We start from the raw sequence: 22,447 nt of genomic DNA, 5'->3' as shown, positions 1-22,447 counted from the left end.
TTCAGCGAACCTGAAGCATCACTACACTGAGCACGTGAACGAGCGGCAGTTGCAGATCTTGCGTGAGCTCGGCGAGTCGGGAAGCGTCACCGCCACCGCCGAGGCGCTCTTGATGACGCCTTCGGCCATCTCCCAGCAGTTGCGGCTGCTGCAACGCTCGATCCCGGTCCCTCTCACCGAACGTGACGGCCGACGGCTGGTGCTCACCGATGCCGGGCAGGCCCTGGCCCGTGCCGCGATCGAGGTGGAGACCGCGATGGCCACGGCTCGGCACGCGATCGACGAGTTCGTCGACCAGCCGGACGCGGGCGTATCGGTGGCGGCCTTCCACAGCGCGGCCTCCGCGTTCTTCCCGCTCCTGCTGCTCGGCCAGGCAGGACCTGGACGCCCGCGGCTCTCGCTCGCCGACGAGGACGTCGCGCAGGACCACTTCCCCGGACTGACCCGGGACTACGACCTCGTACTCGCCCACCGTCTCGACCAGGCGCCGCCGTGGCCGGACACGGTCACCGCCGACACGCTGTTGCGTGAACCGCTGGACGTCGCCCTGCCGGCCGGCCACCCCCTGACCGCCAAACGACGTCTGACCCCGCGCGACGTCGCGGACCAACCCTGGATCACCGTTCACGACGGGTTCCCGCTCATGGCCACCATCGACGCCATAGCGAGCGCCGCGAACCGACGGCTCGACATCGTCCATCGCATCAACGAATTCTCCGTCGTCGCCGAGGTCGTCGCCGCCGGAGGTGGCCTGGCCCTCATGCCCCGCTGGACCACGCGCCCACACCCCGCACTCGTCCTCAGACCTCTCAGCGGCGTGCACACCCGGCGCCACATCGACGTGCTCCACCGCCCCGAACGCGCGGCACGAAGAGCCGTACGCACGGTGCTCACCGAACTCCACCGGGCAGCGGCGACGATCCAGCGGCGGGACGGCAGCGCGGTTCCGGCGTGAAAGCGACGCCCGCGACCGGACCGGTCAGGATTCGAGAAGCGCCGGCGGGCGAGCCGCGGCTAGCGTGACGGCCAGGTCGGCAGCGACCGCTACCGCGAACGCTCCGACACGGGAAAGTGCAGACGTTACCCTCGGAGCTGGCCAGATCCAGCCAGGCGACGCCGGCGGAGTCCGCGAAGGCGGCCCCACTCGACAGATGGAGACATGATGAGCATGGCCCCGAGGACGGACACGCAGTCGCCTGCGCCGCACGTTGCCGACAGCCACGATCTGATCCGCGTGCACGGCGCGCGCGAGAACAATCTCAAGGACGTCAGCATCGAGATCCCGAAGCGTCGGCTGACGGTGTTCACCGGCGTGTCCGGCTCGGGCAAGAGCTCGCTGGTGTTCGACACGATCGCCGCTGAGTCGCAGCGACTGATCAACGAGACGTACAGCGCCTTCGTGCAGGGCTTCATGCCGACGCTGGCGCGGCCCGAGGCCGACGTCCTCGACGGACTGACCACCGTGATCACCGTCGACCAGCAGCGGCTCGGCGCCGACCCCCGCTCCACGGTCGGCACCGCCACCGATGCCAACGCGATGCTGCGCATCCTCTTCAGCCGTCTCGGCAAGCCGCACATCGGCTCGCCCAAGGCGTTCTCCTTCAACGTCGCCTCGATCAGCGGAGCCGGCGCGGTCACCATGGAGCGCGGCGGACAGACCGTGAAGGAGCGCCGCAGTTTCAGCATCACCGGCGGCATGTGCCCGCGCTGCGAGGGCCGTGGCTCGGTCTCCGACCTCGACCTCACCCAGCTCTACGACGACTCCAAGACGCTCTCCGAGGGCGCGATCACCGTCCCCGGCTACACGGGGGGCGGCTGGAACTCACGGCTCTACAGCGAGTCGGGCTTCTTCGACCCGGACAAGCCGATCCGCAAGTTCACCAAGAAGGAACTGCACGACTTCCTGTACCGCGAGCCGACCCGGATGAAGATCGCGGGCATCAACATGACCTACGAGGGGCTGATCCCGCGGATCCAGAGGTCGATGCTCGCCAAGGACAGGGAGGGCATGCAGCCGCACATCCGGGAGTTCGTGGACCGGGCGGTCACCTTCACCACCTGCCCCGAGTGTGACGGTACCCGGCTCAACGAAGGGGCCCGGTCGTCGAAGATCAAGCGGATCAGCATCGCCGACGCCTGCGCGATGCAGATCAGCGACCTGGCCGAATGGGTCCGCGGTCTCGACGAGCCGTCGGTGGCGCCGCTGCTCACCGCGCTGCAGCAGACCCTCGACTCGTTCGTGGAGATCGGGCTCGGCTATCTTTCGCTCGACCGGCCGGCGGGCACGCTGTCCGGCGGCGAGGCGCAGCGCGTCAAGATGATCCGCCACCTCGGCTCCTCGCTCACCGACGTCACCTACGTCTTCGACGAGCCCACCATCGGCCTGCACCCGCATGACATCCAGCGGATGAACGACCTGCTGCTGCGGTTGCGGGACAAGGGCAACACGGTGCTCGTCGTGGAGCACAAGCCGGAGACGATCGCGATCGCCGACCATGTCGTCGACCTCGGCCCCGGCGCCGGTACGGCGGGCGGCACCGTCTGCTTCGAAGGCACCGTCGAGGGACTGCGGACCGGTGGCACCATCACCGGCCGCCACTTCGACGACCGGGCCGCCGTCAAGGAGACGGTGCGCAAGCCCACCGGCACGCTGGAGATCCGCGGCGCGAGGACGCACAACCTGCAGGGCGTCGACGTCGACATCCCGCTCGGGGTGCTCGCCGTCGTCACCGGCGTCGCCGGATCCGGGAAAAGTTCGCTCGTGCACGGCTCGATCCCGGCCGGCGAGGGCGTGGTGTCGGTCGACCAGGCCGCGATCCGCGGCTCCAGGCGCAGCAACCCGGCGACGTACACCGGTCTGCTCGACCCGATCCGCAAGGCGTTCGCCAAGACCAACGGTGTGAAGCCGGCCCTGTTCAGCGCCAACTCCGAGGGCGCCTGCCCCACCTGCAACGGCGCCGGCGTCATCTACACCGACCTGGCGATGATGGCCGGCGTCGCGACCACCTGTGAGGAGTGCGAGGGGAAGCGGTTCCAGGCGTCGGTGCTCGACTACCACCTGGGCGGCCGCGACATCAGCGAGGTGCTCGCGATGTCGGTGACCGAGGCCGAGGAGTTCTTCGGCGCCGGTGAGGCGGCGACACCGGCCGCGCACAGGATCCTGACCCGGCTCGCCGACGTCGGCCTCGGCTACCTGACCCTCGGCCAGCCCCTCACCACCCTCTCCGGCGGCGAGCGCCAGCGCCTCAAGCTGGCCACGCACATGGCGGAGAAGGGTGGCGTCTACGTCCTCGACGAGCCCACCGCCGGCCTCCACCTCGCCGATGTCGAGCAGCTGCTCGGCCTGCTGGACCGGCTCGTCGACGCCGGCAAGTCGGTCATTGTCGTCGAGCACCACCAGGCGGTCATGGCGCACGCCGACTGGATCATCGACCTCGGCCCCGGCGCCGGCCACGACGGCGGCCGCCTCGTCTTCGAGGGCACCCCCGCCGACCTCGTCGCAGCCCGCTCCACCCTCACCGGTGAACACCTGGCGACCTATGTCGGCCCCTGACACACGCGGAGTGCAGGGGCATGGCGACTCCGTCACACCCGTCATGCGGTGAGTCCGGACTCGTCCGGCGTCACACCGTAGGGATCAACTCCCCACTCCGCGACCTGATGTACGTCAACGCCGAGCCGCGGTCGAGAGTGGCAGCCTGTGAGGGGCAGCGCTCCATGCCGCGACGCTACAGGCCGTCCCTGACGGCCCGCCTGGGTGGCCTGCATGAGTCCGCGCGGCGGCGAGACTACCGTGGGCGGTGTAAGGGTGTCATCACATGACGGCCGACCCCCGGGTGGCGCGATGTGTTGGAGTGCGACGGCCGACCTGGTCGCCGGTGTCGGGATCGGCGCGGTCGGGGTGGCCTGTGTGGCGCGGGTGCGGCGGGTCCGTGATCTGCCGCTGGCCGCGCTGCCGTTGATCCTCGGGGCGCATCAGATCGTGGAGTCCGTGGTCTGGGACTCCGGCGGGGGTACGGGCCCGGCGACCGTGGCCTGGGCCGTCATCGCGCTGCCTCTGCTCGCGGCGTGGGTCCCGGCCGGTGTGATGTGCGCGGCGCCCCCGCACGCCCGGCTCAGGCTGACGGTCCCCCTGGCGATCGGCCTCGTGACGGGCGCCGCACTCGCGTACGCCCTCGTGACCCGTCCCGTGCGAGCGGAGGTCCGCGGCCACACCCTCGGCTACTTCGTGCACCTGAACCACCCCGAACTGCTCGTCGCCGGCTATCTCCTGGCCACCGTCGGCTCCCTCCTGCTCTCAGGTGACCGTGGACTTCTGCTGCTCGGGGCGCTGATGGGCACGGGCGCGCTGATCTGCTGGGTGCTGTGGGAGCTGGAGTTCGTGTCGACCTGGTGCGCGTTCGCGGCGGTGGGTTCGGTGGCGCTGTTCGCCTGGGTGCGTCGGCGCCCGGTCGGGCCGGACGCGGGGCGCTGACTGGCACGTCGTGCGCGGCCATGCGGCGGTCGGCGTCGTTCAACCGATCGGTTGAACGCGGGTTCCACCGCCCGCGCGTCCTCCGCTGCGTACGGATGACGCGCGGCCTCACTCCACGGCGCCAGAATCGCCCCTGACCATGGCGCCGCGTTCAACCCGCCGAGGTCCTCACCCCCCATCAGAGAGGCCCCACAGAGTGTCCAGTTTCCTCAGCAGACGACGTGTACTTGCCACCGGAGCCGGTGCCGCGGCCCTCGGCCTCGGAGCGTTCGGCGCCGCGGCCGGCCCCGCTGCCGCTGCCTCGTCCACCGGGTCCCGGCGGGGCGGCGGGCCCGAGGAGACCAGGACGCTCGACGAGCTGTACCGAGCCGCCTTGGCGGACGGCGGCAAGCTCGTCATCTACGCCGGCGGAGACACCCCGACACAGCAAGACGGCACCAAGGCCGCCTTCCTCAAGCGCTTCCCGGACATCGACCTGAAGCTCATCGTGGACTACAGCAAGTACCACGACGTCCGCGTCGACAACCAGTTCGCCACCGACACCCTGGTCCCCGACGTCGTACAACTGCAGACGCTCCAGGACTTCACCCGCTGGAAGGAGCAGGGCCGCCTGCTGTCGTACAAGCCGGCCGGATTCTCCCGGGTGTACGACGGCTTCAAGGACCCGCACGGCGCCTGGGTCGCCATCGGCGCGATCGGCTTCAGCTTCCTGTACGACGTCGCCGAGGCCGGCGCGGACGCCCCGAAGACCCCGCTCGACCTGATCGATCCGAAGCGGAAGGGGAAGATGGCCTCGTCGTACCCCCACGACGACGACGCGGTCCTCTACCTCTACAGCCTGTACGCGCAGAAGTACGGATGGGACTGGGTGGCCGCGCTCGCCCGGCAGGACGTGCGGTTCGCCCGGGGCAGCAACTCCCCGGGAGACGCGGTCTTCGGCAAGCAGAAGACGATCGGTATCGGCACGGCGGGCACGCTGACCTCACCGGCCACCTCTCCCGCGAAGTGGGTCGTCGCCGACGGACACCCCTTCATGGCCTGGGGCCAGCGCGCCGCCATCCTCAAGCAGGCCAGGAACACGACGGCCGCCAAGCTGTACCTCAACTGGCAGCTGTCCACCACTCAGCAGCAGGCGTCCTTCAACGGCTGGTCGGTACGGACCGACGTCACGCCCGCGGCCGGTCTGAAGCGGATCTGGGAGTACCCCGAGGCCCACATCGACGGCTTCCCCCGCTTCATGGCCGACCGTACGGCCGTCGAGCGCTGGAAGCAGACCTTCGCCCTCTACTTCGGCGAGGTGAAGGGCGACCCCACGCCGGGCTGGCCCGGCCTGCACCCGGGGGCGTAACCGCTGGTGGGGTCGCCGGTCTCCGTACGCCGATCCGAACGGAGACCGGCGGCTCCGCTCTTCACATGGGCCCTACAGGCGGCGGATAGACTCGGACGCCCTGTCCGACTGGATCAGTCCGCCCCAAGGGGATCTGCCGTGCCCGACCGCGCTCCATCGACCGCCCGCGGCAACCGGCCCACCCTGGAACACGTTTCGCACCTCGCCTTCTTCCTCGTCGTCGGCGCCGGACTCGTGCGCCTCGCCCAGCTCGAGATCCCCCTGTGCTGGTACATCGTGACCGTCAGCGGGCTGCTGGCCGTGACGTACGCGGGCGGGCTCGCTCACTGGGACCGGCTCGGCCCGCTCGGCCGGCACCTCTGGATCCCCCTGCTGCTCCTGCTGTGGACCGCCCTCGTCTTCCTCGCGCCGGCACCGCTGACGACGGCCTACGTCTGGTGTGCCGTCCCACTCGCCTGTGCGGCCCTGCGCGCGCTCGGCCGCCGCTCCGCGATGGCCACGGTCGGCGTGATCACCTTCGTGCTCGTCGACGCACTCGTCCAGTCCACGGGCCGGTTCGACCCGGAGGTCGTCCTCGTTCCGGTGGCGGCCGTCTGGGGAACCGTCGCCCTCTATCGCGGCCAGCAGCGGGACGCCGCGATCCGCCAGCGCCTCGTCGAGGAACTGCGGGACACCCGCGACACGCTCGCGCGGCAGCAACGCCAGGCGGGCGTACTGGCGGAACGCACCCGCATCGCCCGCGATCTGCACGACACCCTGGCCCAGGAACTCGCCGGCAGCCTGATGCTGCTCCAGGCGGCCGAGCGCGACTGGGACGCGCGGCCGGAGGTGACACGGACCCGTGTCCGTGCAGTGGCCGACGATCTGGGCAGCAACCTCGCCGAGACCCGCCGGATGATCCGGGACCTGACCCCGTCCACCGTCGCCGAGGCCGGCCTCGAAGGCGCGCTGCGGCTGCTGTGCGCCCGTTCCCGTCAGGAAGGTGCCGCCGCCCGGGTACGGTTCCGCTCGCTCGGAACGCATCAGCCCGCCCTCGACGACCAGGCCGCCACCACCCTGTTCCGCATCGCCCAGAACGCCCTGGCGAACGTACGCGAACACGCCCACGCGGTGAACGTGCTGGTCACCTTCCACCGGCACCCCGATCGCGTCGAACTCGAAGTGAGCGACGACGGAGTCGGTTTCGACCCGGCCGCCACGTTCGCGGGCGAGCGCTCGCCGGGCGCCGTCCGGACGGACCGTGGATTCGGCCTCCCGGCCGCTCGGGCACGCCTGCGTGAATGCGGGGGCGACCTCGACGTCAGCAGCGCACCCGGCCGAGGGACCAGGATCCGCGCCTCGGTGTCCGCGCGGTCCAGGCCGCGGCCGGTCGAGCCGTCGTTCACACCGGCGACCGCCCGATGACCGCCGCACCGCTGCGCGTGCTGATCGCCGACGACCACACGGTCGTACGCGCCGGACTGCGGGCCCTGCTGGAAGGTGAACCCGATCTCGACGTGATCGCCGAGGCGGGCAGCGGCGAGGAGGCAGTTCGGCTGGGGGCCGGGTTGACGCCGGACGTCGTGCTGATGGATCTGCGGTTCGCCGGACCGGGTCAGGGGATCGACGGCGTCGAGGCGGCCCGTCGGCTCGGCGCCCGGGCGCCCGGCGTGGCGGTGGTGATGCTGACCAGCTACGCCGGACGGGCCGATGTCGTCCGCGCGTTGGAAGCGGGCGCGCGCGGCTACGTACTCAAGGCGGGGCCGCCGGAGGAACTGTTCCAGGCGGTCCGCACCGCGGCTGCGGGCTCCATGGGACTCGCCGCGGCGATCGTCGGCGAACTCGTCGGCCAAGTGGTCGATCCGGAGCAGGACTTGAGCCACCGCGAGATCGAGGTCGTCCGGCTGCTGGCCGAGGGGCGCAGCAACCGGGCCATCGCCGAGGCGCTGTACCTCAGCGAGGCCACGGTCAAGACCCACCTCGTGCGCGTCTATCGCAAACTCAGGGTCGACAACCGGGCGGCGGCCGTCTCGGAGGCGGTGCGCAGGGGACTGCTCGAACTCACCTGACACACAAGGCGTTCGACGCGGCCGAGGCATCCTCTCCGCGCCCGCGCGGACCGTCATGGGCGGGCGCGGAGAGGGATGGCGCGGTAGGGCTAGGAGCCGGTCCCGGTGGTCACGTCGGACACCGTCCACCGTTGGTTGGAGCCGGAGTTCGGCGTCCAGATCGTGACGGCGGATCCGTCGGCGGTGGCCTGGCCGCCCACCTCCAGGACCCTTCCGGTGGCGGCGTTGACGAGGGTCCAGGTGCCGTCACCGGTCGTTGACATGATCCACTGTGTGGCCGTGTCACGGGGTCCCGTGTCCGCCTCCAGGACCGGGGCGCCGTCGCGCACGGCCAGCCGCTTGCCCTCCACCGGGTTGGTGAACACGTACCGCTGCCGGTTGCCGGTCTGGCCGCTGACCTGTCGCAGCTGCCACCGCTGGCCGGTGATCGTGGCCGCGTCCGTGCTCGCCGTCTTGATGACGAGCTTGCCGCCGTCGTCCGCGACGGTGAGCGCCTTGCCGCTCTGCACGCCGGTCAGGGAGTAGGTGTGGCCCTTTTGCAGCAGAGCGGCGTCCTTGGCCACGCCCGACACACCCTTGACGACGAAGGAGGTCACGGACTGGGCAGGCACGGTGAAGGTGGCCCGGCGGTCGGTGACCGTGACGGGGGTCTGGCGTGCCAGCTTGCCGTCGGCGCTGGTCACCACGGGAGTCACCGTCGCGCCCCGCGCGATGTGGCCGAACTTGGACAGGTCGATGGTGACCGTACGCGCGCTGGTGGTGCTGTTGACGTGGACGACGGTCGCCCCGTTGCCGCTCTTGGAGACCGCGGCGGCGCTGGATGTGTCGTCGGTCTTGATCAGCCGGTCGCCCGGCTTGATGTAGTGGGTGAAGTTGCGGGCGGTGTCGAACTTCGTGTTCGTGTAGATGGGGCAGGTCGCGAGGGTGTCCGCGGAGGTGCAGCTGAACGGGAGCTGGATGCTGCCCCAGTTGCCGCCCTTGGCGGACTCACCGCCCGGCTTCATGTTGTCGTAGTCCTCGACCGGCTGCCAGAACACCCAGGCCTTGGGCTCGAGTTCGCGCAGGTCGTCGACCATCTGCTGGGCCAGGCCCAGTCCCGGCCGCATGTCCGTGAAGCTCTGGCCGTCGCCCCAGTCGCCCTCGACCTCGCTCATCCACAGCGGCTTGTCCGCCGCCTTGGCCAGGTCGCGCACGCTGGTACGGCCACCGGTGCCGTAGGTGTGGACGTTCATCTGGCCGACGAGGTCCCGGACGTCCTGGGGGTAGGAGTTCCAGTTCTGCGTGAAGATGCCGGGGTTGGTCTCGTCCATCGCGGAGATCTTCGTGCCGGTCTTCGCCTTCTCGAGGGCGGGGGCCAGCGCGCGGATCACCTGCTGCTGGAGCTCGGGGCCGATGTGCGCCCCCTCCTGGCGGCCGCCGACCGGCTGCCCGTCCGCGCCCAGGCGCGTACCCCAGTAGCTCGTGTTCGGCTCGTTGAACGGGTCGAGGGTGTCGACCTTGATGCCGTGTGCCTTCTCCAGCCGCTTGGTCGCGCCCGCCAGATAGGCGGCGAAGTCGTCGACGGAGTCGGACTTGAGCTGGTCGGCGGAGGAGTTGAAGCCGCCGGAGACATAGCCGCTGTTGGTCATGAACCAGGGCGGCGAGTTGCTGAACGTCTCCCAGTGGGTGACGTCCTTCTTGATCCTGTCCACCCACCAGCGCTGGGTGGCGTCGGCGTTCGGGTTCCAGTCGGCCGCGTCGTCGGCGTTCCACCAGTCGGTGTCCGTACGGGTGGTGCCGTCCGGGGCCTTCCACCAGCCCTCGACCGCTCCGCCGGCCCGCAGGTAGTTCTTGACGTCGGGCGCGTTGCCGCCGCCGATGTTGTAGCGGGCGATGTTCAGATTGAGGCCGTCGTCGCCGAACAGGAGCTTGGCGAGCTTCTCGCGGATCGGTGCCGGGTAGTTGCCGGTGGCGTTGGCGAACCAGACCAGGCTGGTGCCCCAGCCCTCGAAGCTCTGCTCCTTGTACGAGGGATCCGGCCGGACGGTCACGGACGCGGCCGCCGCCGGCGCGGTCTCCGCGCTCGTGGGCGGGGCGGTGACCAGGGCTGCCCCGGTGGCCAGTGCGGTGCCTGCGATGGTTCCCAGAAGCCGTCTTGTGCGGGTACGCCGTGCCAACGTGTGCTCCCAACTCGTGTGTGGTCGCTGCGATGGACCGGCGTGCCCCCGCGCGGGGGCACGCCGGCTAACCCTCGAACGGGGGCCGTGCTCGCTGTTCGAGGGCTGTCAGAGGGCGGGCTGCCGCAGTACGGCGACGTCCCGGGGGGCGAGGACGACGGTGCCGTCGTCGTCCGTCCGGCCGACCAGCAGGTCTCCGGAGACTCCGGTCAGCGGCACCGTCTCGTCGGTCCGGTTGACCAGGAACAGATAGCGGCTGTCCGCGCTCCGGCGCACGATCAGTTCGACGCTTCCCCGCGCGCCGTCCGGCAGTTCACTGTGCACACCGGCCGGGGCGAGCAGCTTCGGCAGCAGCGTGGTGAGACCGTCCGTGCCGAGCCGGGTGGAGACGTACGCGGCCGAGCCCTGGCCCGTCGGGCGCCGGGTGACGGCGGGGCGGTCGGCGTACGTGCCGCCGCGGTAGTGCGCCAGCACCTCCACCGCCGGGTCGGTGACGCTGATCCGGTCGGTCCACAAGGTGCCCGTGGCGGTGTTGTCCACGCCGTCCAGGTCGACGTCGGCGCTCTCGCCGTCGAGCAGCGGGCCGAACTCCTCGATGCGGATGCCGAGCAGCTCGCGCAGGGCGCCCGGGTAGCCGCCGAGCCAGATGTGGTCGTTCTCGTCGACGACACCGGAGAAGTACGTGGTGATCAGGTGGCCGCCGTTCTCGGCGTACCGGGTGAGCTCCTTGGCGAGCGGGGCCGGCATGACGTGCAGCACCGGTGTGATCAGGACCTGGTAGCGGTCGAGTTCGGTCTGCGTGGTGACGACGTCGGCCCGGATGCCGAGGGCGAGGAGCGCGGAGTACCAGTCCAGCGCCTCTTGCCGGTAGCTGAGCTCGGCGGTGGGGTGGGAGTCCTGCTCGCTCGCCCACCACGAGTCCCAGTCGAAGACGATGCCGACCCGGGCCGGCTCACGCTCGGTCCCGGCGACCGGAGCGAGGGTCTTGAGGGTCTGTCCGAGGCCGGCCACCGCACGGAACAGCTCGCTGTCGGCTCCGGCGTGCGGGACCATCGCCGAGTGGTACTTCTCGGCGCCGGCCGCCGACTGCCGCCACTGGAAGAAGCACACCGCGTCGGCGCCGTGGGCGACGTGCACCAGCGAGTCACGGGCGAGGTCGCCCGGCCGCTTGGCCACGTTGATCGGCTGCCAGTTGACGGCGCTGGTGGAGTGCTCCATGAGGAACCACGGGCGGCCGCCGGCGATGCCGCTGACGAGGTTGGCGGAGAAGGACAGCTCGTCGCGGTCCTGCGGGCCGGGCACCACGTAGTGGTCGTTGGAGACGAAGTCGATCTCGGCGGCCCAGTCCGCGTAGTTCATGCCCTTGGTGTTGCCCATCACCATGAAGTTGGTGGTGACCGGAACATCGGGCGTGAGCTCGCGCAGGACGTCCCGCTCCGCGCGCAGATAGTCCTTCAGCACGTCGGAGGAGAAACGCTTGAAGTCCAGCTGCTGGGTGGGGTTCGGGTGGGAGGCGGCCAGCCGGGGCGGCAGGATCTGCTCCCAGTCGCTGTAGCGCTGGGACCAGAACGCCGTGCCCCAGGCGTGGTTGAGGGCGTCGAGCGTCGTGTAGCGGGCGCGGAGCCAGTCGCGGAATGCGCGCGCGGCGTCGTCGGAGTAGTCGTAGACGTTGTGGCAGCCCAGCTCGTTGGAGACGTGCCAGGCGACCAGCACGGGATGGTTCGCGTACCGCTCGGCCATCTTGCGCACCAGGCGCAGCGCGTGCTCGCGGAAGACGGGGGAGGTGGGACGCCAGTGCTGGCGCGCCCCGGGCCACAGTGTCTCGCCAGAGGCGGTGACCGGAAGGATCTCCGGGTGCGCCGTGCTGAGCCAGGGCGGCGGGGAGGCGGTGGCGGTGGCCAGGTCGACCCCGATGCCTCCCGCGTGCAGCAGGTCCATGACCTCGTCGAGCCAGCCGAAGTCCCACTCGTTCTCGGCGGGCTGGATGCGGGCCCAGGAGAAGATCGCCACGGAGACGATGTTGACGCCCGCCTCCTGCATGAGCCGGATGTCCTCCTCCCACACCTCGCGAGGCCACTGCTCCGGGTTGTAGTCGGCGCCGTAGGCGAGGCGGGGGGTGGGATCACCGTCCGGCCCGTGCCGCAACTGGGACAGGAGGGTGGAGATCATGGTGGTCCTTCCGGTTACTGCACGAGGTGGCGCGAGGTGCGTGGTTGCTTCCCGGCGGCCGCCGCTGAGCGCCTGCTGCTCAGCGGCGGCTCCCGAGGGGAATGCCGGCTACTTCGAGACGGTGAAGCCCTGCTCGTTGCCGTACTTGATGGAGGCGTCCTGCCAGCTCTTCAGGCCGTCGGCCAGCTTGGTGCCGGAGATGTAGGCCTTGCCGACGGTGTCGTTGAAGATCGAGTTGGCGTACTGCTGGAAGGGCAGGTAAGACCAGTCGCTGGCGACGTTGGCTGCGGAGTCGGCGAAGATCTTGTTGGCTTCCTGGCCGCCGAAGTAGTCGAACTTGGTGTTCTGGAACTCGGTGGACTGGAGCTCGGCCTTGGTCGCCGGGAAGGCGCCCTGCTTGATGCGGGTCTGCACGCCGTCGCCGGAGTTGGCGTACTCGACGAACGCGTAGGCGAGTTCCTTGTTCTTGCCCAGCGCGGGCAGGGCGAGGGAGCTGCCGCCGTTCTCCGCGCTGGCCTTGTCGCCCTTGGTCCACTGCGGCATCGGGGCCGCGCGCCAGTCACCGGCGGCCTTCGGCACGCCGGAGACGAAGTTGGCGGGCATCCACGCGCCGGTGGTCAGGGTGGCGATGGTGCCGTCACCGAGGCCCTTGTACCAGTCGTCGGTCCAGCCGTTGATGGGCGCGACGAGCTTCTCGTCGATGAGCTTCTGCCAGGTGTCGGTGTACTTCTTGGCGCCCGCGTCCCCGAAGTTGACCGTCACCTTGGTGCCGTCGACCTTGTAGGGGCGCGAACCGGCCTGCCACAGCATGCTGGTGGTGAAGCCCGCGTCACCGGCGTCGTTGGCGATGTAGACCTTGGGGTCGGCCTTGTGCAGCTTGCGGGCCGCGTCGACGTACTCGTCCCAGGTGGTCGGGACGGCGATCTTGTACTTGTCGAAGACCTTCTTGTTGTAGAACATCGCCATGGGGCCGGAGTCCATCGGCAGGCCGTAGACCTTGTCACCCTCGCTCACGGCGTTCCACGGACCCGGGGTGTACTTGGCGGCGAGCTTGTCGGCACCGTAGGGGGCCAGGTCGCTCAGGCCCTTGGTGAGGGCGTACTGACTCAGCGCGAAGTACTCGACCTGCGCGACGTCGGGGACGCCCTTCCCGGCCGAGATGGCGTTCGACAGGGCGGTGTAGTGCTTGTCGCCGGACCGCTCGCTGACGAGGTTGATCTTGACCTTGGGGTACTTCTTCTGGAAGTCGGCGGCGACCGTCTTCAGTGTGGGCTCCCAGGCCCAGACGTTGACCGTGCCGCCCTTCTTGAGGGCCGCCTGGATGTCCGCGGCGGAGACCGCCTTCGTGCCCGAGCTGCTGTCGTCGGAGCCGCCGCAGGCGGTAGCCCCCAGGGAGAGGACGGAGAGGAGAGCGAAGCCGCGCAGCAGGCGGCCGGTGGTTCTGCGCATGGAGGTGCTTCCACTTCTTCGTGGGTGGGACTTCTTCATGGGTGGGACAGGGTGAGGGTGAAAGAGGTGAGGCTGCGGGGGGTGGGGGCCTGAGGGCGGGCTATTCCTTGACGCTTCCGGCGGCGAGCCCGGACTGCCAGTACTTCTGCAGCAGCAGGAACGCGGCGATCAGCGGCACGATGGTGAGCAGCGAACCGGTGATCACCAGGTTGAAGATCACGTCGCCACCGATCGTCTGGGCCTGGGAGTTCCAGGCGTCCAGACCCAGGGTCAGGGGGTACCAGTTCGGGTCCTTGAGCATGATCAGCGGCAGGAAGTAGTTGTTCCAGGTCGCGACCGTGGTGAACAGCAGGACAGTCACGGTGCCAGGCGCGAGCAGCGGCATGGCGACCTGGAAGAAGGTGCGGATCTCGCCCGCTCCGTCGATCCGGGCGGCCTCCATCAGCTCTGTGGGGATGGCCTCGCTGGCGAAGACCCACATCAGATACAGGCCGAAGGGCGACACGAGTGAGGGGATGATCACCGCCCACGGTGTGTCCGTCAGCCCCATCTTGCTGAACATCAGGAAGGTGGGCACCGCCAGGGCGGTGCCCGGTACGGCGACGGCACCGATGACCACGGCGAAGACGGCGCGCTTCCCGGGGAAGTTGAACTTCGCCAGCGCGTAGCCGCCCAGGATCGCCAGGAGGGTCGCTCCACCGGCGCCGACCACGACGTACAGCAGGGTGTTCAGCAGCCAGCGGACGAAGATGCCGTCGTGGTACGTGAACGTGTCGTGGATGTTTTCCCAGAGGGCGAACTTGTGGCTGAACCACAGGCCGGACGAGGTGGCGAGCCCGTCCTGGGTCTTGGTGGCGCTGATGACCAGCCACACCAGGGGCACCACGGTGTAGAGCATGATCAGGCCGGTGAGCACGGTCAGCAGGACGCTGCGCTTGGGGCGTCCGGGAGAGTGCTTGCGCCGTGTGCGCAGCCGGGGCGTGTTCTTGGAACCGCCGGACTCGGCGGACGGGGGCGGCGAGGCGGTGGTCACGGGGCTGCTCGTGCTGCTCATCGGGTCACGCTCCCTTGCGCATGCCGCGGAGCTGCACGACATAGGCGATGACCATGGTGATCAGCCCCATGATGATGGCGACCGCCGCGGAGTAGTTGTGCTGCTGTCCGTTGAAGGACAGTGAGTACGTGTAGTAGTTCGGGGTGTAGTCCGTCGTGATGGCGTTGCGCGCCAGCGGCCGCAGGATGCTCGGCTCGTTGAAGAGCTGGAAGCTGCCGATGATCGAGAAGATCGTCGCGATGACCAGGGCACCTCGGATGGCGGGGAGCTTGATGGCCGAGATGATGCGGATCTGCCCGGCGCCGTCGATCTCCGCGGCCTCGTACAGCGAGTTCGGGATGACCCGCAGCGCGGAGTAGAAGATCAGCATGTTGTAGCCCACGAACTCCCAGGTGACGATGTTGCCGATCGACGCCAGGACCAGGTCCGCGGAGAGCGGGTCGGGCAGCGTGACGTCGAAGGCGCTGTTGATGTCACCCACCAGACCGAACCGGGTGCCGTACATGAAGCCCCACATCAGGGTGGCGACCACGGCGGGCACCGCGTACGGCAGGAAGATCGAGATCCGGAAGAAGTTCCTGCCGTACAGACGGCCGCTGTCCAGCGCGAGCGCGACGAGCAGGGCGATCCCCAGCATGATCGGCACCTGGATCAGCAGGAACAGCGAGACCCGCTCCAGGGAGGACCAGAACTGGTCGTCCTGGAGAGCCTGCTTGTAGTTGTCCAGGCCGACGAAGGACGTGCCCCCGATGAGCTTGTCACGGAAGAGGCTGAGGTAGATCGAATAGGCGATCGGAGCCAGGAAGACGAAGGCGAAGACCACCGCGAAGGGGCCGATGAACCCCCATCCTGTCCAGGAGCGGCGGTCCCTTTTCGGGGGCCGGTCCGGGCGCCGTGCCACGCCCGCAGGGGGTTGAAGCGTCGTCATGTCGTTCCTCGCTCGTCCTTCTCGGAACCGGCGTCTCACGCCGTCGCGATGTTTACGTAAACATGCCGTCCCCCTTCGCGTCGAGGGCTGTTATGTTTACGTAAACATCTGATGGCGGCATGTCTACACTGCGCCAATGTCGGTGGTCAAGGGTCGTCTGACGAAACGGCGACCCGGGTAACAAAGGAGACGGGTGGACACTGCGGACAGTGCCTCGACGGGGACGGAACGGTCCCGCGGGCGCAAGGGAAAACGGGCGGTGGGTCGCACGCAGACCGCGTCCATGGCGGATGTCGCACGCCTGGCCGGGGTCTCCTCGCAGACGGTTTCCCGCGTGTCCAACGGTTACGCGGGTGTGAACGAGGAGACCCGTGAACAGGTGCTGGCGGCAATGAAGGAACTGGGCTACCGGCCCAACAGCGCCGCCCGGGCTCTCAAGCGCGGTGAGTTCCGCACCATCGGCGTCATCACCTTCAACCTCTCCACCACGGGCAACATGCGCACCCTGGAGGCGATCGCCACCTCCGCGGCGCAGGAGGGCTACGCCGTCACCCTGCTCCCGGTCGCCGTGCCCACCCAGGACGAGGTGCGCGGCGCCTTCTCCCGGCTCGGGGAACTCGCCGTCGACGCCGTCATCGCCATCATGGAGGTGCATCTGCTCGACGCGGCGACCATCTCCCTGCCCCCGCATGTGCAGGTCGTCGTCGCGGACTCGGACGCGGGCGACCGCTACGCGGTGGTCGACACCGACCAGGCCGGGGGAGCCCGGGCCGCCGTACGCCACCTTCTGGACCTCGGCCACAGCACGGTCTGGCATCTGGCCGGCCCCGAGGAGTCCTTCGCGGCACAGCGCCGCACCGATGCCTGGCACGCCGCCCTGACCGAGGCGGGCCGCGTCCCGCCGCCCCTCGTACGTGGCGACTGGTCGGCGGAGTCCGGCTACCGCGCGGGCCTGCGGCTCGCCGACGAGCGCGACTGTACGGCGGTGTTCGCCGCCAACGACCAGATGGCACTGGGCCTTCTGCGGGCCCTGCACGAACGCGGCCGGAAGATCCCCGACGACGTCAGCGTCATCGGCTTCGACGACATCCCCGAGGCGGGCTCCTTCCTGCCGCCGCTGACCACGGTCCACCAGGACTTCGCCGAGGTGGGACGCCTGTGCGTCGAGGGTGTCCTGCGGCGGATGCGCCACGGCGGGCCGGAACACGGCACCACACTCGTTCCCACGAAGCTGGTGGTGCGGGGGAGCACGGCTCCGCCGGCCGGGGATGCGTGAGGTTCCCGTGCCGAGAGCCGAGCGGGAAGGAGCGGCACTGAGCGGCAGGAATGCCGCGGCCGCTTCAGCCGTGCGCTAGCGCGGTGTGAGGGCTTTGACCCAGTCTTCGACGGTGACGACATCCGCCCATTGCGGGAACAGCTTCTCGGTGAGGATCCGGTGCACCTCGGGGTCGGTGTCGAGGCAGGCATCCGCCAGGACGGTGAGGTCGAAGTCCAGGTCGATGGCGCGGCACAGGGTGGACAGCACCACACCGCTGGTGGCGATGCCGGTGAGAACCAGGCTGTCGATGTCACGAGCCCTGAGCACCAGGTCGAAGTCGCTGCCCGAGAACGCGCTCCCTCGCCTCTTGGTGACCACGATGTCGCCCTGCTGGGGCGCGACGTCGTGGTGGATCTCGGTGCCGGGGTCACCCTCGGTGAACAGGCCGGCCCGCACGGCGGCGGTGAGCACCCTGTTGCGGGGGCTGACTTCCGGATGGCCCGGCCGTAACTCGATGACCACGTAGATCACGGGGATGCCCGCCGCGCGGGCACCGTCGATCGCATGGCGCAGGCGCGGCAGATATCCGGAGCCGTCGTCGGCGATGCCCACGATGTCCCGTTGGACGTCCATCACGAGGAGCGCGCTGTTCGCCATACTTGCCGTCCCTTCGTCACGGGGGAACAAGAGCAAGTCTGGAGGATCGACCGCGTCGCGTGGGGAAATCGCGGACATCCTCACGCGGGGCTGACGCCGTCGACCTCGACCAGAAGGTGAGGGGGCCGCGCAGACCGGGGCTCGCGCGGTAGGGCGGTGGGTCGGCTGGCACCCCGGCTGCAGAACCCCCGACTCGTCCGAAGCAGGAGTGGATGCCGCCGCCGAAGCCGAGGTGCTCGTTGTGCTCACGATCGGGATCGAAGCGGTCGGGGTCCGGGACGAAATGGGGGTCACGGCTGCCGGAGGCGAGCACGAGGGCGACCGGTGAGCCCTTGGGAAGGGGTGGTGCCGGCGATCGCGAGGTCGTCGAGGGTGTTCCGGCCACTGGACAGAAACCGCACCGGAGGCTCGTAGCGCAGGAGTTCCTCGACCGCCCGGGCTGCCAGATCGGTTTCGTCGCCGTGACGTGGCCGGTCGAGTACCTCGGGGTGACGCAGGAGGGTGAGCATGCCGTTGGTGACGAGGTGGACGGTCGTCTCGTGGCCGGCGGCGACTGCCTCCAGGCCGGCCGGATCACGGCTCGGCGGGGTTCTTTCCCCAGACGAAGATCTCGGTGCTCGGGAGACGTGCGGAGAATCGGCCCGACGGGGACACCTCCCGCAGCAGGAGACGCACGTCCGACTCGAAGGCGGCGCGGCGCGTGCCGAACAGGTGCGGAGCCGAGAACGACATCGAGAACACCCCCGCGACGACGTCATCGCACGTGCGCTCAAGCGCCTGCCCACCGGGGACGACATGACGCCGAGGACCGGAGAATCCCGCACGCGAGAGCACCGCGGCCTCGCCGCCGGGCGTGCCCTGCGGCAGCACCCCGCGCCCGGCGCGTCGTACCGGTCCGAGGTAGCGCCTGACCAACTCGTCCATCGCCGCGTAGGGCACCGCCGGATACGGAAGACCGTCGACGGATCGACGCTCAGTCTTCAGATCCGAGAGGTGCACGAACACCCCGCCGGGCACGAGCATGTCCATGATGGTCGCCGCCACCAGATCCCGATCCATCCAGTGGAAGGACTGGGCGAAGGCCGCCACGGTGAACGTCCCGAGATCCGCGGGCAGGTCCTCGGCCCGGACCCGCACCCACCGCGACTTGCCGCTCACCCCCGCCTCGGCGGCTCCGCGCGCAGCTTCGGAGAGCATCCCGCTGTCCGGGTCCACACCGACGATCTCACCGAACAGGTGCGCCAGACTCAGTGCCAGGGTGCCCGGCCCGCATCCCACGTCGATCAGGCGCCCCCGACCGTCGAGTCGCAGAACCTCGGCGAGCACATCCGCGACACCGGGTGCGTACGGGAGCCTTCCGCGCTGGTAGTAGGGGGCCGTCCCCGAGAACAACGTGTCGTCCCACTCCCAGCCGACGACCACCGCCACCCGCCACCCTTCACACAAGCACAGCATGGCCCGACGGCGGTCGCCGCACTGGTCAAGATAGCGAACGCACGGATTGGCGGATCACCAATTTCGTGCGCAGGCGTCAGATCGGCGGCGAAGGGGGACGTCGCCGGGGATGGCCGACTCCTGGACGTACTCGACCCCGTGGACACGCGACACGCCCTGACCTGCTCGGCCGCGGACACCCTCTACGGGCGTCGGCCAATGCTGTCGACCACAGCGATCCGCTGGAGGCACCTCGTTTCGAAATACGGGTTGGTGTCCCGCCACTGACCGTGCACCAGCTTGGTTGTGCTGCCTTTCAACCGCATACCCAGATAGACATAGGTGTTGCGGTCGAAGAGGAAAGTGAAGTCGATGCCCGGGTAGGACACCCCGACTCCGGGTCGGCCGAGGATGTCCACCTCATCTCGGTCGACGCGCACCCGCGGGATGTCGGCGAGTGCCTCGAACGCGGCAGTCTGAAGCCCTGGCGGCATCACCCGCGGTCCCTGCATGAGCAGACACGCGTCGAAAAACGCGGACTGGTCCGTCTGTGGACTGCTCTTCTGTCCGAGGCGGAGCACTTCGAGGAGTGCGGCAGGTTCTGTGGGCAGCTTCTTGAGCTTGGCGTAGATGGTGGGCGGCCACTGCACTTCATGCTTACCGAGCGGCGGGTCGTGGTGGACTTTCCCGTACTCATGCCGGAGAGAGGGCTTGGAGCCGTCGACCGACATCCAGCTCTCGTCCGTCCAGGTACGCGTCCTGCCGCCCTTCTGAGGTGTCCGTTCGATGTAGGTCTTGGTGTAGAAGTACTGGTCGTCGCGTGGGATGGGCAGCCGGCTGTGGTCGGCTCTCGAGGCGTCCGCGGCCTTCTGGAGGATCTGGGCCGCGCTGAGCGTGGTGAGGTTCGGCGTGCTCGCGTTGTCGCCGTCTCGCGTGAGGGCGACGGCGATACCTGCCGCGGCTGCGGTGGCGGCGCCGACGAAGGCGCCGCGCAGAACGAGGCGCCGGGACAGTCGGCCTCTCGTGCTCCGGCGCGTTTCGTGCTCGATGGCGCGGAAGAGGCGGGCCCGAGCCGCGGTGCGGGCCTGTGGGGTGAGCTGGAGGTTGTCGGCTGCCCATTCCCGTAGCTCAGTGAAGTCATCCATGATCGTGCTCCTTTGGGAATGCAACCGCGGAGGGGACATCCTGGGCGCCCACTGTTTTGCGTAGTTGGGCACGCGCCCGGTGCAGACGTGAGCGCACGGTGCCGATGGGAATGCCCAAGGACTCCGCTGTCTCCGCGTAGTCGAGGTCACCCCAGGCGACGAGGAGCAGCACGTCACGGTGACGGGCGGGCAACTTGGCGAGCGCGCCCGCCAGCACTCCCGAGAAGCGCTCGGCGCTGACTCTCTCGGCGACTCGGTCCTCCATGGGCTCGCCTTCGCCGCTCTGCCCGCTGGATGCCAGGGAGGCCGCACGTGACATCGCACGCAAGCGCCGGGCCTCGGCTCGCCGGTGACGTCCGACGAGGTTGGTCGCTATGCCGTACAGCCATGGACGGGCTTGGGCCTGCGAGAGGTCGTAGCGACGGCGCTGCTGGAACGCGATCACAAACGTCTCGGCCATCAGATCATCGGCCGCATCGACACCCAGCCGTCTGGCCACGTAGCGGTGGATGTCGCCGGCGTGGCGGTCGAACAGTACGGCGAAGACGTCCGGCGTCTCCCAGGACTCCTTGACGACCGAGGCATCGGAGGCAGGCTCGTTGTCATCCCGGGCGCCGCGCCGGACACCGATGCCCGGCGAGAGCGTCACCGGTTGTCTCTTCGGTTCATGTGCATCCCTTGCAGTCGTTCGCGTGGACAACAGTGGTTCGCCGATGACGTCGTACGAGTTCCACATCCACGATGTGACGTGAACCACATGTGACTGACGCCGTCCGCCTGGTTCGTCCTCGCTCCGACCGTCGTCCACAGGCCTACGTAAAGTCCGAGTACGCGAGGTGAGTTGCGCAGACGCGGCATCGGAAGAGGTAGGCCGTGGGCTGGCCGTCCTTGTCCAGAGCGCTGAGGTGTTGCTCCACTTCGTCCGGAGGCCATCCCCAGCCGCCGGCCTCCTGTCGGAGCGTCTCGATCGCGTCGGGACGGGCGGCGAGTTCGGCGGCTCCGACCGCGCCGAGGAACGCCGCGCCGTCACCGCAGTGGAAATACCACCGAGGTTCCTGCCATCCGGGAAAGCCCGGCGTACGGCCGGCCACCGCCACGAAGACCTCGATCGGTACGTCGTCGCCGACAGCGCCTCCCGTAAAGGTGGCCTCGTAGCGACCGGCAGCCGTTCCGTCGGCGATGCACCATGGGCAGAGCCGATCGGCGAGGTCGTCGACGGAGTAGGCGGGGCCTGCGTAGATGTATCCGCGTGCCTGCCCGCAACACGCGCACGTCGTGTCGGACGATACGACCGCGCCCGTGGTGATGGGATCGGGATGGTAGGGGAATTCCGGCAGCGGCTCTGTCACAACCGGGGACGGTAACAGCTGCCGCGGCCACCCGGGCAGAAGGCAAAGCCCAAGCTCAGCCGGGGGTTCGAGCGGTCGACCGCCGAATTCGCTGGGTAAGTCCAGGGACGCGCCCGTATGTTGGCGCCATCACGAATGAGGCAGAGCGGGAGGTCTTCGTGAACCGTCGGAGCGACGCATCGAGCCCGGAGCCGAATATGGAGCCGAATCCGAACCCGAACCCGGTGGGACGTGAGTCCGACCGGGACATCTGCCGCTGCTTCGACCCGGTCCACTCCCAGGCGCGCGCTCACGTCGGCTTCCACACCGAACGGCAGGACACCTCGGCCCCCGGCTGGCAGCATCTGCTCGCGCTCATCGACGAGGCGGCCGCCGACGGCCGGGAGGAGTTCCGTCCGCTCATCGAGCTCAACCCCCAGGAACGGCGGCAGATCGTCACTCTGCCGCCGACCATCGCCAAGCTGACGGCGGTCAAGCACCTCATGCTCTACGGCAGCAACCTCGTCCGCATCCCACCCGAGATCGGGGCGATGACCAGCCTGGAGGAGTTCACCCCGTACACCTCCTACCGACTGCACTGGTTCCCGTACGAGATCACCAGATGCGCGAGGCTCACCAGGAGCACGGTGAGTACGCGCACTCTGTTCGGCAACTACAAGCTGCGGCCCCCCTTTCCGCGGCTTCAGCCCGCCGGGAGTTCGGTCGCCGGACTCGATACCGACGACCTGGACCCACGCAGCTGGGGCACGACAGCCATCTCCTCATGCAGCGTCTGCGACCGAGCCGTCGAGCTCGGCGGGCTCCACCCGGTCTGGATCTCCTTGCGGGTGGCCACGGACGTGCTGCCCCTGCTGGTCAACGCGTGTTCGGCGCAGTGCGTGGCCGCACTTCCCCCGCCACCCGAGGGTTACGTCCGGTCCGCGCACACGGGCGGTCCGGTCGGCCGACCCTCGGCTGACTGGGACTGACCGGCACAGG

Annotated in this window: 20 protein-coding genes; 8 read left to right on the top strand and 12 right to left on the bottom strand. The window is 69.2% G+C overall.

Annotated features, from left to right (window positions below; all coding sequences use genetic code 11):
* The first annotated feature begins 34 nt into the window (after positions 1–34).
* From ACZ7M2_RS34345 to ACZ7M2_RS34320, 6 genes are all read left to right on the top strand, one after another.
* Positions 35–955 carry a LysR family transcriptional regulator gene (locus ACZ7M2_RS34345; protein WP_471598620.1) on the top strand — a complete coding sequence of 307 codons (921 nt, stop codon included), beginning with the start codon at positions 35–37 and terminating at the stop codon, positions 953–955.
* Between the two features lie 207 nt (positions 956–1,162).
* Positions 1,163–3,553: an ATP-binding cassette domain-containing protein gene (locus tag ACZ7M2_RS34340; protein ID WP_471598619.1), complete on the top strand. Its 2,391-nt coding sequence runs from the start codon at positions 1,163–1,165 to the stop codon at positions 3,551–3,553.
* A gap of 291 nt (positions 3,554–3,844) precedes the next feature.
* Positions 3,845–4,474, top strand: a complete 630-nt coding sequence (locus ACZ7M2_RS34335; RefSeq protein ID WP_471598618.1) for a DUF6629 family protein — start codon at positions 3,845–3,847, stop codon at positions 4,472–4,474.
* Positions 4,475–4,670: 196 nt separating this feature from the next.
* Positions 4,671–5,822, top strand: coding sequence for an ABC transporter substrate-binding protein (locus ACZ7M2_RS34330; RefSeq protein WP_471598617.1), 1,152 nt, complete (start codon positions 4,671–4,673; stop codon positions 5,820–5,822).
* 138 nt (positions 5,823–5,960) lie between these two features.
* Positions 5,961–7,226 (top strand): sensor histidine kinase, encoded by a 1,266-nt coding sequence (locus tag ACZ7M2_RS34325; RefSeq protein ID WP_471598616.1) that lies wholly within the window; start codon positions 5,961–5,963, stop codon positions 7,224–7,226.
* Positions 7,223–7,870 carry a response regulator transcription factor gene (locus ACZ7M2_RS34320; protein WP_352050057.1) on the top strand — a complete coding sequence of 216 codons (648 nt, stop codon included), beginning with the start codon at positions 7,223–7,225 and terminating at the stop codon, positions 7,868–7,870. The genes ACZ7M2_RS34325 and ACZ7M2_RS34320 overlap by 4 nt, the downstream gene beginning before the upstream one ends.
* Before the next feature lie 89 nt (positions 7,871–7,959).
* Here the strand turns inward: ACZ7M2_RS34320 and ACZ7M2_RS34315 are convergent, their stop codons facing one another.
* From ACZ7M2_RS34315 to ACZ7M2_RS34295, 5 genes are all read right to left on the bottom strand, one after another.
* Positions 7,960–10,026 carry an RICIN domain-containing protein gene (locus tag ACZ7M2_RS34315; protein WP_471598615.1) on the bottom strand — a complete coding sequence of 689 codons (2,067 nt, stop codon included), beginning with the start codon at positions 10,024–10,026 and terminating at the stop codon, positions 7,960–7,962.
* 108 nt (positions 10,027–10,134) lie between these two features.
* On the bottom strand, positions 10,135–12,195 hold the full coding sequence (locus ACZ7M2_RS34310) for a beta-galactosidase (protein WP_471598614.1): 2,061 nt from the start codon (positions 12,193–12,195) through the stop codon (positions 10,135–10,137).
* A 108-nt stretch (positions 12,196–12,303) separates the two neighbouring features.
* Entirely contained in the window at positions 12,304–13,644 is a 1,341-nt protein-coding gene (locus tag ACZ7M2_RS34305) for an ABC transporter substrate-binding protein (protein ID WP_471598613.1), read from the bottom strand.
* A gap of 100 nt (positions 13,645–13,744) precedes the next feature.
* Positions 13,745–14,698, bottom strand: coding sequence for a carbohydrate ABC transporter permease (locus tag ACZ7M2_RS34300; protein WP_471598612.1), 954 nt, complete (start codon positions 14,696–14,698; stop codon positions 13,745–13,747).
* A 4-nt stretch (positions 14,699–14,702) separates the two neighbouring features.
* A complete protein-coding gene (locus tag ACZ7M2_RS34295) occupies positions 14,703–15,626 on the bottom strand; it encodes a carbohydrate ABC transporter permease (protein WP_067381317.1) in 924 nt (307 codons plus the stop codon).
* A 283-nt stretch (positions 15,627–15,909) separates the two neighbouring features.
* Between ACZ7M2_RS34295 and ACZ7M2_RS34290 the strand changes: the two genes are divergently transcribed.
* The gene (locus ACZ7M2_RS34290) at positions 15,910–16,902 is read left to right on the top strand and encodes a LacI family DNA-binding transcriptional regulator (RefSeq protein WP_060896767.1); all 993 of its coding nucleotides are present in this window, start codon (positions 15,910–15,912) and stop codon (positions 16,900–16,902) included.
* A gap of 75 nt (positions 16,903–16,977) precedes the next feature.
* Here ACZ7M2_RS34290 and ACZ7M2_RS34285 read toward each other — a convergent pair whose 3' ends face one another.
* From ACZ7M2_RS34285 to ACZ7M2_RS34255, 7 genes are all read right to left on the bottom strand, one after another.
* Positions 16,978–17,541 (bottom strand): cysteine hydrolase family protein, encoded by a 564-nt coding sequence (locus tag ACZ7M2_RS34285; RefSeq protein ID WP_471598611.1) that lies wholly within the window; start codon positions 17,539–17,541, stop codon positions 16,978–16,980.
* A 16-nt stretch (positions 17,542–17,557) separates the two neighbouring features.
* Positions 17,558–17,854, bottom strand: coding sequence for a hypothetical protein (locus tag ACZ7M2_RS34280; protein WP_471598653.1), 297 nt, complete (start codon positions 17,852–17,854; stop codon positions 17,558–17,560).
* Positions 17,832–18,050 carry a hypothetical protein gene (locus ACZ7M2_RS34275; protein ID WP_471598657.1) on the bottom strand — a complete coding sequence of 73 codons (219 nt, stop codon included), beginning with the start codon at positions 18,048–18,050 and terminating at the stop codon, positions 17,832–17,834. The genes ACZ7M2_RS34280 and ACZ7M2_RS34275 overlap by 23 nt, the downstream gene beginning before the upstream one ends.
* Before the next feature lie 64 nt (positions 18,051–18,114).
* Positions 18,115–18,963, bottom strand: coding sequence for a class I SAM-dependent methyltransferase (locus ACZ7M2_RS34270; protein WP_471598652.1), 849 nt, complete (start codon positions 18,961–18,963; stop codon positions 18,115–18,117).
* A gap of 215 nt (positions 18,964–19,178) precedes the next feature.
* The gene (locus ACZ7M2_RS34265; RefSeq protein WP_471598610.1) at positions 19,179–20,120 is read right to left on the bottom strand and encodes a CU044_5270 family protein; all 942 of its coding nucleotides are present in this window, start codon (positions 20,118–20,120) and stop codon (positions 19,179–19,181) included.
* The gene (locus tag ACZ7M2_RS34260; RefSeq protein ID WP_471598609.1) at positions 20,113–20,769 is read right to left on the bottom strand and encodes an RNA polymerase sigma factor; all 657 of its coding nucleotides are present in this window, start codon (positions 20,767–20,769) and stop codon (positions 20,113–20,115) included. The genes ACZ7M2_RS34265 and ACZ7M2_RS34260 overlap by 8 nt, the downstream gene beginning before the upstream one ends.
* A gap of 163 nt (positions 20,770–20,932) precedes the next feature.
* Positions 20,933–21,469: a CbrC family protein gene (locus tag ACZ7M2_RS34255; protein ID WP_471598608.1), complete on the bottom strand. Its 537-nt coding sequence runs from the start codon at positions 21,467–21,469 to the stop codon at positions 20,933–20,935.
* 197 nt (positions 21,470–21,666) lie between these two features.
* On the opposite strand from ACZ7M2_RS34255, the gene ACZ7M2_RS34250 reads away from it, so the two are divergent.
* Positions 21,667–22,437: a leucine-rich repeat domain-containing protein gene (locus tag ACZ7M2_RS34250; RefSeq protein WP_471598607.1), complete on the top strand. Its 771-nt coding sequence runs from the start codon at positions 21,667–21,669 to the stop codon at positions 22,435–22,437.
* Positions 22,438–22,447: the final 10 nt, after the last annotated feature.

The sequence above is a fragment of the Streptomyces sp. NPDC111507 genome, assembly GCF_055638955.1.
The sequence above is the reverse complement of the archived record's forward strand: the minus strand, read 5'-3'. Positions and strand labels throughout refer to the sequence as shown.

Excerpts from the sequence above, each read along its gene's own strand:
- ACZ7M2_RS34335 (WP_471598618.1), top strand. The coding sequence starts at position 3,845 with ATGTGTTGGAGTGCGACGGCCGACCTGGTCGCCGGTGTCGGGATCGGC.
- ACZ7M2_RS34305 (WP_471598613.1), bottom strand. The coding sequence starts at position 13,644 with ATGCGCAGAACCACCGGCCGCCTGCTGCGCGGCTTCGCTCTCCTCTCC.
- ACZ7M2_RS34285 (WP_471598611.1), bottom strand. The coding sequence starts at position 17,541 with ATGGCGAACAGCGCGCTCCTCGTGATGGACGTCCAACGGGACATCGTG.
- ACZ7M2_RS34250 (WP_471598607.1), top strand. The coding sequence starts at position 21,667 with ATGGAGCCGAATCCGAACCCGAACCCGGTGGGACGTGAGTCCGACCGG.
- ACZ7M2_RS34320 (WP_352050057.1), top strand. The coding sequence starts at position 7,223 with ATGACCGCCGCACCGCTGCGCGTGCTGATCGCCGACGACCACACGGTC.
- ACZ7M2_RS34310 (WP_471598614.1), bottom strand. The coding sequence starts at position 12,195 with ATGATCTCCACCCTCCTGTCCCAGTTGCGGCACGGGCCGGACGGTGAT.
- ACZ7M2_RS34265 (WP_471598610.1), bottom strand. The coding sequence starts at position 20,120 with ATGGATGACTTCACTGAGCTACGGGAATGGGCAGCCGACAACCTCCAG.
- ACZ7M2_RS34340 (WP_471598619.1), top strand. The coding sequence starts at position 1,163 with ATGAGCATGGCCCCGAGGACGGACACGCAGTCGCCTGCGCCGCACGTT.
- ACZ7M2_RS34275 (WP_471598657.1), bottom strand. The coding sequence starts at position 18,050 with ATGCTCACCCTCCTGCGTCACCCCGAGGTACTCGACCGGCCACGTCAC.
- ACZ7M2_RS34290 (WP_060896767.1), top strand. The coding sequence starts at position 15,910 with ATGGCGGATGTCGCACGCCTGGCCGGGGTCTCCTCGCAGACGGTTTCC.
- ACZ7M2_RS34295 (WP_067381317.1), bottom strand. The coding sequence starts at position 15,626 with ATGACGACGCTTCAACCCCCTGCGGGCGTGGCACGGCGCCCGGACCGG.
- ACZ7M2_RS34300 (WP_471598612.1), bottom strand. The coding sequence starts at position 14,698 with ATGAGCAGCACGAGCAGCCCCGTGACCACCGCCTCGCCGCCCCCGTCC.